This is a genomic window from Mesorhizobium sp. CNPSo 4671, from assembly GCF_057784245.1.
The window spans coordinates 605,358-618,529 of sequence record NZ_JBWLUW010000002.1 but is presented as its reverse complement, the minus strand read 5'-3'; the positions used below and the strand labels follow the sequence as shown (position 1 = coordinate 618,529).

General features: G+C 63.8%; 10 protein-coding genes and 1 pseudogene. 7 read left to right on the top strand and 4 right to left on the bottom strand.

Annotation, left to right across the window (positions count from 1 at the left end; translation table 11 throughout):
- Positions 1-27: 27 nt before the first annotated feature.
- Positions 28-1,914 (top strand): molecular chaperone HtpG, encoded by a 1,887-nt coding sequence (gene htpG / locus AC04SF_RS07500; RefSeq protein WP_488477204.1) that lies wholly within the window; start codon positions 28-30, stop codon positions 1,912-1,914.
- A gap of 21 nt (positions 1,915-1,935) precedes the next feature.
- Here the strand turns inward: htpG and AC04SF_RS07495 are convergent, their stop codons facing one another.
- From AC04SF_RS07495 to AC04SF_RS07485, 3 genes are all read right to left on the bottom strand, one after another.
- Positions 1,936-2,916: a GlxA family transcriptional regulator gene (locus AC04SF_RS07495; protein ID WP_488477203.1), complete on the bottom strand. Its 981-nt coding sequence runs from the start codon at positions 2,914-2,916 to the stop codon at positions 1,936-1,938.
- A 154-nt stretch (positions 2,917-3,070) separates the two neighbouring features.
- Entirely contained in the window at positions 3,071-3,448 is a 378-nt protein-coding gene (locus AC04SF_RS07490; RefSeq protein ID WP_096448236.1) for a hypothetical protein, read from the bottom strand.
- A 566-nt stretch (positions 3,449-4,014) separates the two neighbouring features.
- Positions 4,015-4,710 (bottom strand): alpha/beta hydrolase, encoded by a 696-nt coding sequence (locus tag AC04SF_RS07485; RefSeq protein ID WP_488477202.1) that lies wholly within the window; start codon positions 4,708-4,710, stop codon positions 4,015-4,017.
- Positions 4,711-4,897: 187 nt separating this feature from the next.
- Here AC04SF_RS07485 and AC04SF_RS07480 point away from each other — a divergent pair, with 187 nt between their 5' ends.
- Positions 4,898-6,448 (top strand): winged helix-turn-helix domain-containing protein, encoded by a 1,551-nt coding sequence (locus tag AC04SF_RS07480; RefSeq protein ID WP_488477201.1) that lies wholly within the window; start codon positions 4,898-4,900, stop codon positions 6,446-6,448.
- A 42-nt stretch (positions 6,449-6,490) separates the two neighbouring features.
- Entirely contained in the window at positions 6,491-6,910 is a 420-nt protein-coding gene (locus AC04SF_RS07475; protein WP_488477200.1) for a hypothetical protein, read from the top strand.
- Positions 6,911-6,919: 9 nt separating this feature from the next.
- Here the strand turns inward: AC04SF_RS07475 and AC04SF_RS07470 are convergent.
- Positions 6,920-7,036 (bottom strand): annotated as a pseudogene (locus AC04SF_RS07470) (glycerol-3-phosphate 1-O-acyltransferase PlsY); the annotation flags it as partial.
- Between the two features lie 182 nt (positions 7,037-7,218).
- On the opposite strand from AC04SF_RS07470, the gene AC04SF_RS07465 reads away from it, so the two are divergent.
- The 4 genes from AC04SF_RS07465 to AC04SF_RS07450 all read left to right on the top strand — a co-directional run bounded on the left by AC04SF_RS07465 (position 7,219) and on the right by AC04SF_RS07450 (position 13,156).
- Positions 7,219-9,822 carry a bifunctional diguanylate cyclase/phosphodiesterase gene (locus tag AC04SF_RS07465; protein ID WP_488477199.1) on the top strand — a complete coding sequence of 868 codons (2,604 nt, stop codon included), beginning with the start codon at positions 7,219-7,221 and terminating at the stop codon, positions 9,820-9,822.
- Between the two features lie 262 nt (positions 9,823-10,084).
- Complete coding sequence (locus tag AC04SF_RS07460) at positions 10,085-11,617, top strand: FAD-dependent monooxygenase (RefSeq protein ID WP_488477198.1); 1,533 nt, start codon at positions 10,085-10,087, stop codon at positions 11,615-11,617.
- Positions 11,618-11,715: 98 nt separating this feature from the next.
- On the top strand, positions 11,716-12,423 hold the full coding sequence (locus AC04SF_RS07455; RefSeq protein ID WP_488477197.1) for a hypothetical protein: 708 nt from the start codon (positions 11,716-11,718) through the stop codon (positions 12,421-12,423).
- Positions 12,424-12,514: 91 nt separating this feature from the next.
- Positions 12,515-13,156: a glutathione S-transferase family protein gene (locus AC04SF_RS07450; protein WP_488477196.1), complete on the top strand. Its 642-nt coding sequence runs from the start codon at positions 12,515-12,517 to the stop codon at positions 13,154-13,156.
- The last annotated feature ends 16 nt before the right edge of the window (positions 13,157-13,172 follow it).

The window sequence follows — 13,172 nt, the reverse complement described above, 5'->3', positions numbered from 1 at the left end:
GCAGATGAACAGTGTGGGGAAATCTGAATGACGACGGATACGAAAGCGACGGAAACCAGGGCGTTCGAGGCGGATGTCTCGCGGTTGCTGCACATGATGGTGCATTCGGTCTATTCCGATAAGGACGTCTTCCTGCGCGAGCTGATTTCCAATGCCGCCGACGCTTGCGAGAAGCTGCGCTTCGAGGCCGTCAGCCGTCCGGAATTGCTGGGCGAGGATCCCAAGCCGCGCATCTCGATTTCGGCCGATCCGGACAACAAGCAGATCACCGTCGAGGACAACGGCATCGGCATGAGCCGCGACGACATGGCCGAGGCGCTGGGCACGATCGCCCGCTCCGGCACGCGCGCCTTCATCGAGCGTGTCGGCTCAGGCAGCGAGGACACGCAACTCATCGGCCAGTTCGGCGTCGGCTTCTATTCCGCCTTCATGGTGGCCGACCGCGTCGACGTCATCAGCCGCCTGGCCGGAAGCGAGGAGGCCTGGCGCTGGTCGTCCGACGGCAAGGGTTCGTATGAGATCGCGCCCGCCCCGCTCGAAGCCGCTCCCAAACGCGGCACCCGTGTCGTGCTGCATCTGATGGACGATGCCGTCTCCTACACCGGCTCCTACCGGCTAGAGCAGCTGGCCAAGTCGCAATCGGGCCATGTGCCGGTGCCGATCACGCTCGTCGAAAAACCCGGCGCCGAGGCGCGCGACATCGCCGATGGCACCGCCCTCTGGGTCCGGCCGAAGAGCGAGATCAAGCCCGAGGAATACACCGACTTCTACCGCAGCGTCGCCGGCCAGTATGACGAGCCGGCCGCCACCATCCATTTCCGCGCCGAGGGCCGGCAGGAATACTCCGTGCTCGCCTTCGTGCCGGGGTCGCGCCCGTTCGATCTGTTCGACCAGGACCGCAAAGGCCGCATGAAGCTCTATGTGCGCCGCGTCTTCATCACCGACGACGCCGACCTTCTGCCGCGCTATCTGCGCTTCGTGCGCGGGCTGGTCGATTCCGCCGACCTGCCGCTCAACGTCTCGCGCGAAATGATCCAGGAAAGCCCGCTGCTCGCGTCGATCCGCAAAGGTCTGACCAACCGCGTGCTCGGCGATCTCTCGAAACTGGCCGAGAACGAGGCCGAGGCCTATGCGAAGATCTGGGAGAATTTCGGCGTTGTGCTGAAGGAAGGGCTCTATGAGGATTACGAGCGGCGCGAGCAATTGCTGAAGCTTGCCCGTTTCCGCTCGACCGCCTCCGGCGAAGGCTGGCGTGGCCTCGCCGACTATGTCGCCGCGATGAAGGAAGGCCAGAAGGCGATCTTCTTCATGGCCGGCGACGACCGCGCCCGGCTCGAAGCCTCGCCGCAGCTCGAAGGGTTCAAGGCGCGCGGCATCGAGGTGCTGCTGCTCACCGATCCGGTCGACAGTTTTTGGGTGACCATGGCGCCGGACTTCGACGGCAAGCCGTTCAAGTCGGTCACGCAAGGCGTGGCCGAGCTGTCCGACATTCCACTGCTCGACGAGGCGAACAGGCCGCAGACGGCGGCAACGCCCGAGGTCGACGGCTTCCTCGCCTTCGTCAAGACAGCGCTTGGCGACGCCGTCTCGGACGTCAAGCCCTCCGACCGCCTGACCGAAAGCGCGGTCTGCCTGGTCGCCCCCGAACATGGTCCCGACCGGCAGTTCGAACGGCTGATGAACGCCGCCGGCCGTCTCGACAAAGCGGCAAAGCCCATCCTCGAAATCAACCCGCGGCATGAGCGTGTGCTGGCGCTGGCCGGCCTGGGCGATGAGGACCAGGCCTTCAAGGACGACGCCGCCCACCTCCTCTACGACGAGGCGCGCGTGCTCGACGGCGACAAGCCGGCGGATGCCAGGGCATTTTCGCAGCGCCTGGCCCGGCTGATCGAGCGCGGCATTTCGAAGGGCTGAGGCGCCGCTTCGTTCCCGGCCTCATCCCAACGCCATGCCGGCAGGCATGCGATTGGGATGCCTGAGATGGGTTGGCGTGATGCCGGTCTGCTGGCGGAACACACGGCTGAAATGACCGGCATTGGTGAAGCCGCAGCGATAGGCGATGTCGCCGATCTGCAGGTCGCTGCCTTCGAGCAGCGACTTGGCATGATGCACCCTTAGCGCGAGATAGGCCGCCATCGGGCCGATGCCGAGTTCGGTGCCGAAGAGACGCTCGAGCTGGCGCCGCGAGCAGTTCAGCCGGCTCGCGATCTCGCTGACCGACAGCGTCTCCTGCAGGTTACTCTCCATCAAAAGCAGTGCGCGCTTCACCGCGCGGCTCGACGCCGCCGGAAACAGGTCGCCGACGGGCTGCACGTCGCGGCTGCTTCTGATGCGGTCGAGCACCAGGATCTTGGCCGCCTTTTCCGCCGCCTTGTGGCCGATGAACTGCGACACGAAATGGCCGGCAAGGTCGGCCGCACCCGTGCCGCCGGCGCAGGTCGAGCGGCCACGGTCGACGGAAAACAGGCTGTCGGCATGGGCGTTGACATCGGGGAACTGGCTGCGGAAATCCTTGATGTGGAACCAGCTGACGGCTGCGGCGTAGCCATCGAGCAGGCCATAGCGCGCCAGCACGAAGCTGCCGGTGCAGAGCGCCGTCAGCGGCACCCCCTTCTCGGCCGCCCGCAACAGGAAGGCCTCCTTGTCGGAACTGAGGCTGCGGTTGGTGTCGAGCAGGCCGCCCACCACGACGATATTGTCGAAATCCTCAGGATTGCCGATCCCCTTGGTCGGCAGCAATTCGACACCGCAGCTTGCCCGGATCGGCAGGCCGCGTTCGCCGACGATCTCCCAATCGAACTCGATCCTGCGGCTGCGGTCGCCCTCATCGCCCGCCAGCCGCAGCGTGTCGATGAACAGCGACAGCGGCGACAGCGTGAAGTCGCGCACCAGGAGAAACGCAAACCGTCTGGCCATTGTGTGTCCGGAACCGCCTTGTCTCAAGCTTATTCAGCCAACACATTATCCTGGAACACCGGATGATGTGTTTGCCAAAAGCGGCACCGGACTTCTCGCTTGTTGCTGGCCGCGCGGTCCATAGCGCCTTCCCTCGACACGTGCCGTCACGGCTTTAAGCCCAATAGGATTGTCCTCCGGCTCGGACCGAGTGCAATATCAACGGTCGATCAGGCGTCGATGGGGCGATGAGAGGCTGGGTGAGCGTCTCGGAAATTTCAATTTCGCAATGATCCGAGCCGTCGTCGTAGACAAGCGTCCCCTGCGAAATCCGCAACACAATATTGGAACCACGCTGGGGTTCGTTGGACCACCTGTCCAGGGCCGCTATGCTGTCCGGCATGGCAAATCCTTGAAACGCTTGGATCTCCCGAATGATTTGCTTGGCTCCCAGCGTTGCATCCCAAATCCAATGGGGAAGGTGCGAGACAGAAAAGTAATCCTCGTTTTCCAGAGTTTCGAGTTGGCCCGCCACTCGCTGAAGCCAGATCATTCGACTTCTCAGCCCACCATGGAAATCTGGGAGCCATGGCGAGAAAACGAGGTGCCCGGGCAGCCTGAAGCGCATATTACCACTTTTTGTTCGACCCCATGGCCAAGGGTGCTCCTGACCGGTGTCGGCCGATCGAACGAAAAGCACGCCTTTTGTTTCGCGGACTACCGCCCAGAAATTTCTCGCAGGCGAGCAAAGAATTGCTTCGTGAAGCCGCGCGATAGCCAGAGCCACTGGAACCGCTTTGGCCAACTCCAAGATTGCGGCGGGCACATGCTGGCCTTCCCGACGTATATACCCCTCCGCCAGGGGACGGTTTATACTTCGAAGATAGTGGCGATAGGTCGACATATGCGCGTTATATGTCTCATCTGTCCTACTAGGCACAATCACGCACCTTCCAATCAAATGTCGCTTAACTAACTACACTATTGCTCAAACGCATACGTGAGTACAGATGACCTATCTTCATTTCGTTAGGTGGAGTTGAAAGGTACCCTTTGCTCAAACAGCGAAGCCCGGGCGCGCGGTCATACGCCCGGGCTGTCCATCAGAAGCAACGTGCTTCATTTCACGCCGGCAGCCGCCTGTTCGATGATCTTGGCGACAGCCGAGGGATCGGAGACGTAGACCGCGTGGCTGCCGGGCACTTCCACCGTCGTCGCTCCGGCCCGGGTCGCCATCTGGCGCTGAGCCGGCGGCGGGATCATGTGGTCGTCGGTGGCGACGAGATACCAGCTCGGCTTCACCCTCCAGGCCGGCTTGGTGACCTTGCCTTCGAGCGCCGGAATGCCCCACGGAACCTGCGAGTCCGCCATGAAGGAGGCGAGCGAGGGACGCACATCGGCGGCGAAGGCAGCGGCGAACTTGGCCTTGTCGAGCATCAGGAAGCCGTCGACGGGCGGCAGGATCGGCGGCACGGACGCGCCGGGAGGCGGGTTGGCGATCAGGGTCGAGACCGACTCGCCGGCATCCGCCGCGAAAGCCGCGATATAGACGACAGCAGCCACCTTGGCATCGGTGCCGGCTTCCGACACCACGACGCCGCCATAGGAGTGGCCGACCAGGATGACATTGCCGGGAGCGGCAGCGATGGCGCGCTTGGTCACCGCGACATCGTCGGCGAGCGAAGTGGTCGGGTTCTGGACGATGGTGACGTCGTAGCCGTCCTTCTTGAGCTGATGGTAGACGCCTTCCCAGCCGGAGCCATCGACGAAGCCGCCATGAACGAGGACGACGGAATTTGCTGTGGTGTTCGACATTTGGGTTCTCCGTTTCAAAGTGTTTGTCTGCGTTGGTTGCAGGAGGACTATGCCGCAGGGCCGGCGCGCGCGCTTTGAGGCGACCTTCAGGACCCCTTGATTTTCCCTTGAGATGGCTTTGATTTTAAGGGCGCCACACGGATACAGTGTCCGGAATCGCTATGAACCGCGTTCCGGAGCCAGCAATTTGCCGTATCTTTTCGAGGATTTCGCCCTGGACGGCGACCGGCGCGAACTGCGCCGCGGCAATGACCTGATCGCCGTCGAGCCGCAGGTGTTCGACTTGCTGCAATATCTGATCGGCAATCGGGAGCGGGTGGTCAGCAAGGACGATCTGGTCGATGCGGTCTGGCAGGGGCGCATCGTTTCCGACGCGACGCTGGCCAGCCGCGTCAACGCCGCGCGCAGCGCCCTGCAGGACAATGGCGAGCAGCAGCGCCTCGTCCGCACCTTCCCGCGCCGGGGCTTTCGCTTCGTCGGCACCGTACGCGAGGAGGCCGGCGCGGAGGCAACGGCACCGGTGGAGCAGGCGAAGCCTGGCCTCGGCATTCCCGCCCGCCCCTCCATCGCCGTGCTGCCCTTCGTCAACCTCAGCGGCGATGCGGATCAGGACTATTTCGCCGACGGCATGGTCGAGGACATCATCACCGGCCTGTCGCGCATTCGCTGGCTGTTCGTCATCGCCCGCAATTCCTCCTTCACCTACAAGGGCCGCGCCGTTGACGTGAAGCAAATCGGGCGCGAACTCGGCGTGCGCTATGTGCTGGAAGGCTCAGTGCGCAAGGTGGGCAGCCGGGTGCGCATCACCGGCCAGCTCGTCGACGCCGAAGACGGCAGCCATCTCTGGGCCGAGCGCTACGACCGCGAGCTGACCGATGTGTTCGCGCTGCAGGACGAGATCACCATCAGCGTGGTCGCGGCCATCGAGCCCAATCTGCGCCGGGCCGAGATCGAACGCGTCAAGCGCAGGCGGCCCGACAGTCTCGACGCCTACGATCTTTTCCTGCGCGCGCTGCCCGACGTTTACACCTTCATGCCGCAAGGCGCTGCCAAGGGCCTGCCGCTGCTCGACCAGGCGCTGGCCATCGAGCCGAGTTATGCGCTCGTCCACGGCTTTGCCGCCTGGGCGCATCAAACCCTTTTCATCCGCGGGGGCATGCGGGCGGACCACCGCGAGAAGGCGTCCCGCCATGCCCATGCCGCCATCGAGCACGGCTCGGGCGACGCCATGGCGCTGGCGCTGGCCGGCTTCACCATCGGCCTGGTCGAGCATGACCGCAGGCTGGCCGACGAGGCGTTTTCGCAAGCGTTGGCGCTCAGCGCCTCCTGCGCCTTCGTCTATACGTTCGGCTGCGTGCCGGTGGCCTATGGCGGCGACGCGGCCCGCGCCATAGACTGGTGCGAGCAGGCGTTGCGACTGAGCCCGCTGGACGCCATGAACTGCGTGCCGCAAGGCATGATCGGCTTCGGCAATTTCCTCGCCGGCCGGCATGAGCAGGCTGTCGTGGCAGGCCGGCGGGCGGTGGAGATGAACCCCGGCTTCAGCATCCTGCACGGATGGCTGGCCGCACCGCTTGCCAGGCTCGGCCGGCTCGACGAGGCCAAGGCGGCGGGAGCGCGGATGTTGGCGCTCGACCCGCATTTTACGATTGGCCGCTGGTCAGCGGCGGTGGGGCTGGCGCCGGACATTGTCGGCGAGGTGACCGACGCGATGCGGATGGCGGGATTGCCGGCGTAACACCGCGCGCCCATTTGCCTTGGGCTTGCAAGGAAGATCGACATGGGTCTCGACGCCGCAGTTTTCAAAAGTGTCTCGGCGATGGAGCGGGAATTTCCCGGCTATCGCTTTCAACGAGAGCTGATAACGGGTGAATGCGAGGTAATCCATCCCGAGAACGTGGATCTCGCGCTCGAGGCGCTCAGGGCTCGTGCGTGGCGCATCGGAAACATCTCGCATGTCGGCTACCTCCGAGAGTGGATTACGGGCCATGTCGGCAAAGGATCGGCCTTGGAACGGCTTGTGCTTTATTCCGGTAGTCATATGGGAGACACGATCGAGGAGCCGAGCTTCGTCGAGCTCGAACACGACTTGAAGCTCATCGAATCCAGCACCGACGCATGGGTTCGGGAATTTGCCGATGGACTAGCGGAATTGATCGGCATCGCACGGCGCGAGAAAAACCCGATCGTGTTTGTGTGAGCCGACGCTCTAGATCTGCGGTTCTGTTTTCGTGTCCGGGCTATCTCGCCCCAGGCGTGGCTCGGTCCCGGCCAGCAGCCATCGGATGTTGGCGCGATGGCGCGCGATCACGTAAAGCGCCGACGACGCCGGTGGTTTAAGCACTACTCCGCCCAGTAAGTTGAAATGCCCCGCACAGCGGATACCGAAACTTCCCGCCAACCTGGAAGGGCAAATTTAAGCGTTTGCTACTAGGCTCGATCGATGAGCTATAGTTCAGGAAAGGTATCCGGGTCGAATTGGCCATTACTGGATTCAGCCTCGGCCGCGTGAGACGGGCCATCTTTTCTTCCGCCAACTTGCCGGCGGCGATCGCTTTTGTCGTGCTTCTGGTCTGCTCCATCGTTGCCGACCAGCAGAACAGAAGGGTTTCCGACCAACTGGCGCGCGCCGACGTGCTGGCCAAGGTCAACATCATCCGCGCCAAGCTCGAAGGCAACATAAACGGCAATCTCCAGCTTGTTCAGGGGTTGGTCTCGGCCATCGATACGGAACCCTATATGGGCCAGCAGAGATTTGCCTCGCTTGCCGGAAATCTGTTCGAGCAGAAATCGCAATTGCGCAACATTGCCGGCGCACCCGACCTGGTCATCTCGCTGATGTACCCGATGCAAGGCAACGAGAAGGCCATCGGGCTCGATTACCGCAAGAACGAAGCGCAGCGCATGGCGGCGCTGAGGGCGCGCGACCAGCGGGTGCTGGTGTTTGCCGGCCCGGTAGACCTTGCCCAGGGCGGGCGCGGCTTCATCGGCCGCATTCCGGTGTTCGTGCCGACGGCGGGCGGCGGCGACCGCTTCTGGGGCATCGTCTCCGCGGTGGTCGATGTCGACCGGCTCTACGCGGCAAGCGGGCTGACCGACCCGGATCTCGACATCGATGTCGCACTCACCGGCAAGGATGCGCTGGGCGGCGGCGGCGACCGCTTTTTCGGCGGCGACCAGGTCGTCGCCGGAAATCCCGTATCAGCCGACGTGCAGCTACCATCAGGCTCCTGGCAGATTTCGGCCATTCCCAGGGGCGGCTGGCCGGCGGCTCCGAAGAACGAGTGGACCTTGCGGTCGCTCATGTTGCTCGCCGGAGCGCTGGTGGTGGTGCCGATCATGGTGGCCGGTCGGCTATTCGGCGAAAGGCAGAAAAACTACGCGGAGCTGAGACGCCTGTCCGGGCGCCTGGAACTGGCGCTTGAAGCCTCCGGTATCGGCGTTTGGGAACACGACCTCACCACCAACGAAATGGTGTGGGATGACCGCGTCAACGAGATCTACGGCAAGTCAGCCGACGGCAAGCCGCGCGGCTATGATGACTGGGCGCAGGCGATCCATCCCGACGATCTTGCAAGGGCGAGACAGGACTTCGATCTCGCCGCGGCCAAAAAAGGCCCCTACTCCTCACAATACCGGCTCCTGCGCCCCGACGGCACCGTCCGCCATGTGCGCACGCGCGCGACCTACTTCCAGGACATCGGCGGAACGCCCAAGCTGATCGGCGCCGAATGGGACGTGAGCAGCGACGTGCTGCTCAACGAAAACCTCATTCGCGAGCGCCAGTTGACGGAATCGAAGAATGCCGAACTCAATCTCGCCAAGGCACATATCGAGTATGCGGCGCTGCACGATTCGCTGACCGGCCTTCCCAACCGCCGCTATCTCGATGAACTGCTGGCCGAAAACGGCGAACCGGACCGGCGCACGGCACTGCTGCACCTGGACCTCGACCGCTTCAAGCAGATCAACGACACGCTCGGCCACGCCGCGGGCGATGCCATGCTGGTGCATGCCTCCAAGGTTATCCAGGCCAATGCGGGCCGTGACGATTTCGTTGCGCGCATCGGCGGCGACGAGTTCGTCGTGGTGAGCCGTGGACTTGACGACGACCAGCTCTCGGCGCTTGCCGGCCGCATCATCGAGGAGATGCGCCAGCCGGTCGACTATCGCGGCCATCCATGCCGTTTCGGGGTCAGCATCGGCATCGCCGCCAACAGCGGCGTCGACGTGAAGCAGTTGCTGGTCAACGCCGATCTCGCGCTTTACCGGGCGAAGAGCCGTGGCCGCAACCGCCACGAATTCTTCAACGAGGAATTGCAGAGCGAGATCGTGCGGACCAAGCAGATCGCCGACGAGATTCTCGGCGGACTGGAGCGGCACGAATTCGTCGCCCACTATCAGCCGCAGTTCGACGCAAGGACGCTTGAGATCGTCGGCGTCGAGGCGTTGTCGCGCTGGAGGCATCCGCGAAGGGGCATCCTGGCCCCCGACGCCTACCTCAAAGTGGCCGAAGAACTCAACGTCGTGGCGCTGATCGACCGCATCGTCCTCAAACACGCGCTGGAGAATTTCGAGCGCTGGTCGCGCAGTCATCTCAACATCCCGCGCGTGTCGGTCAATGTCTCTGCCAGGCGGTTGGAGGATAAGGACTTGATCGAGGGCCTGCGCAAGCTGGCCATCAAGGCGGGAACCGTGTCGTTCGAGTTGGTGGAGTCCATCTTCCTCGATGAAAACGACGATCTGGTCACTTGGAATATCGACCACATCAAGGAGCTCGGCATAGACATCGAGATCGACGATTTCGGCACCGGCCACGCCTCGATCGTCTCGCTGCTCAAGCTGCGGCCGCGTCGCCTCAAGATCGACCGCCAACTGATCACACCCATTACCGGCTCAATGGCGCAACGGCAGCTGGTGGCGTCGATCATCGAAATCGGCAAATCGCTCGGCATCGAAGTCGTTGCCGAGGGCGTCGAGACGATGGAGCACGCGCGCATCCTCAAGGAACTTGGCTGCGATATCTTGCAAGGCTACCTTTTCGGCCGCCCGATGGAGGCCAAGGCCTTCAAGGCCTTCGCGCAATCGCGCAAATGGCTGGCTGCGGGGTAATGGCAGTACCCTTGGCGTTGCCCTTGGCCGCCGCCGTGCCCTGTTGCAGGCCAATCGCTGCTTCGCTATATAGCCCCGTCGGAAAAGGCAGGGTTGGTTTGGTAAGCCCAACTCCTCTCGGTGACGAGAGCTCTGGTCTTTGGCTTCGTGCACGAGATCCCCGCGACGAACATCGGACGCTGATCGAGCGTCCCATCGTTCGTCCGTGTGGCTCTCAACTCGAGGAACGCTCCGGTCGAACACATCGACCAAGGAGTAGTTCATGCACAACCCGATCCCCTATGATGTCGTCATTGCCGGTGCCGGTCCTGTCGGCCTGTTTCTCGCCTGCGAGCTGCGCCTGGCAGGCCTCTGCGTGCTGGTGCTAGAAAAAGCCGAGGATCCCAGCTCGCCGTTGAAGCGGCTGCCCTTCGGCATGCGCGGCCTTAACGTCCCCACCATCGAGGCCTTCCACCGTCGCGGCCTGCTCGACGACATTGCGCCGCCCGCGAAGGATGGCCCGGGTGGCGCCAAATTGGCCGCCGCGCACTGGATGCAGCAGCCGCGCCGCCCGGGCGGCCATTTCGCCGGCATCCAGTTCTACCTCGATGCCATCGACAGCTCGCAATGGCCCTATCGCCTGCCCGGCCCGGCGGGCACCAGCATGGCGGTCGAGATGGAGCAGTTGGAAACCACGCTCGCCACCCGCGCGAGCGCCATGGGCGTCGAGATCAGGCGCGGCCTTGGCGTCGACGGCTTCAGCCAGTCGGACGAGGACGTGACCGTCAGCGCCGGTGGTGAGACTTTTCATGCAAGCTGGCTCGTCGGCTGCGATGGCGGCCGCAGCACGGTCCGCAAGCTTGGCGGCTTTGCCTTCACCGGCACGGATGCCGAATTCACCGGCTATTCCGTTGAAGTCGAAATCGCCGATCCGGACACACTGAGCCCCGGCCGCCACTACACGCCGACGGGCATGTATACCTATTCAAAGCCAGGCACGATCGCGATGGTCGAGTTCGACGGGGCCGCTTTCCACCGGACGGAGCCGATCACGCCAGAGCATGTGCAGGCGGTGTTGCGCCGCGTGTCCGGCACCGACATCACCGTGACGGCGCTCAGCCTCGCCACGACCTGGACCGATCGCGCCTACCAGGCAACCGCTTACCGCAACGGCCGGGTGCTGCTAGCCGGCGACGCCGCGCACATCCATTCCCCGCTCGGCGGCCAGGGGCTCAATCTCGGGCTCGGCGACGCGATGAACCTTGGCTGGAAGCTTGCCGCCACCATCCGCGGCAACGCGCCGGCCGGCCTGCTCGACAGCTATTTCGAAGAGCGGCATCCGGTGGGCGCTGAGGTTCTCGACTGGTCGCGCGCCCAGGTCGCGCTGATGCGGCCAAGCCGCAGTTCGCGCGCGCTCGAAGCCATCATCCGCGATCTCATCGACACACGTGACGGCGCGACCTATTTCGCCCAGCGCGTCTGGGGCGTTTCGCTGCGCTACGATCTCCGCGGCAGCCATCCGCTGGTCGGCCGCAGCGCGCCCGATTTCGAACTGGCCGACGGGACGAGGCTCGGCGAACGCTTGAGGCACGGGCAAGGCCTGCTGCTGGACTTCGACGCCCACCCTGCCCTTCAGGCGCTTGCCAGCCGCTGGAGCGAGCGGATCAGCTATGTCGCCGAGAATGCCAGGGAGCGGCTCGGCCTGAGCGCCCTGCTCGTGCGCCCGGATGGGGTCGTCGCCTGGGCCGCTAACGCTGAGCCTGACCTTGAGGAAGCTGCTCTGGCGACGGCGCTGTGGTTTGGCGAACCCGGATAGTTGCCTGCGCGTGCTAAAGGAACTGTTTGAGCCTGATTTCGGTTGTCTGCTGTGCGAACTGCCGTTCCATGAAGGCAGCTGATGAGCGAACATGAAACATGACAGACAAGAAGCGTGGTTCCCTGCGAAAGGTCCTGAGTGGCATCGTTGCGGCAATTGCCACCGGCCCTGACCGCGCATCCGAGCGCGGCAAGGGCACCACTGTGGTCGCCGAATGGCCGCTGCCGCCATCGGCAACGCTTGGCTCCGCCATGCGCCTCAAGGGGATCGAACGTGAAGTTCGAGCCCGCCTGCCATGGGTGGTGAGGAAATTCGCCAAGGCCGAGACGGGCCGCATCGTCTTGCGCATGTTGAAGACCGACGCGGATGCCTTCCAGGCGGCCTCGGCAACCATCTCCAGGACACTGGAGGGGATCGAAGCATTGGCCGTGCTTCCGCGCGAGGCAGAAGACATTCTCACCATCTCGGCCCGCGAGCGTCACAAATGGCTGAGGGATGGTCGCCTGAAGAGCATCGGCACGCGCACCGTCAAGATGCGCGGGCGATCCAAGGCCGTCACCTTCCACGTCTTCGACCCACACCACATCGAGGACATTCTCGATCGCGACCTGGCGACAGGCTGGCGGGAGGAAGATGCGCGGGAAGTCACAGAGAACAGGCGGCGCGGCGCCGGCAAGGCCGCACTGACGCGAGCGGGAAAACGGGAGCGCAAGGCTCGCAGCGCCAGGACTTCGGGAAAGGAAGGCGCTCCGCAGCCAAAGTTGGAAGGCTGGGATACGTTCGAGGCGGAAGGCCTGCTGCGCTAACAAAACGAGGCAGCGTGTCGGGAACAGCCCCGGTCGTTCGTCCTCTGTGTGCAAGCGCAAGACCTGGACACCAACCCTTCGGAGCCTGCCAATGATCCCCACCATCACCGCCTTTGAACGCTCGCCCGACGGCGGCAAGGGACTGGCGCGCGATACGCGCGTTCGCTGGGCGCTCGAAGAAGTCGGCCAGCCCTATGAGGTTCGTCTCGTTTCCTTCGCCGGGATGAAGGCGCCTGGCCATCTGGCCATCCATCCCTTCGGCCAGATCCCCACCTATGAGGAGGGATCTCTGTGCCTGTTCGAGACCGGCTCGATCGTCTTTCATCTTGCCGAGCAGCATGCGGGCCTGCTGCCCAGGGATCGCGATGCCCGCGCCCGTGCCATCACCTGGATGTTTGCCGCACTCAACACCGTCGAGCCGCCGGTTCTCGATTTGACGACGGCCAGGATATTCGAAGCCGACAGGTCCTGGGCCGAGGAGCGCCTGCCCTTGGTGAAAGACCGTGTTCGGGCAGTGCTGGACAAGCTCTCGGCCTACCTCGGCGCCGCCGAATGGCTCGATGGCGCATTCAGCGCCGGCGACCTGTTGATGGCTTCGGTGCTGCTTCGCCTGAGAATGTCAGGCATTCTGGACGAATATCCAAACCTCGCTGCCTATGTCGCGCGCGGCGAAGCCCGGCCCGCTTATGCCAGGGCTTTCGCCGCGCAATTCGCCATCAACGCCCCATCATAAGGCCGCACCCTTGGCG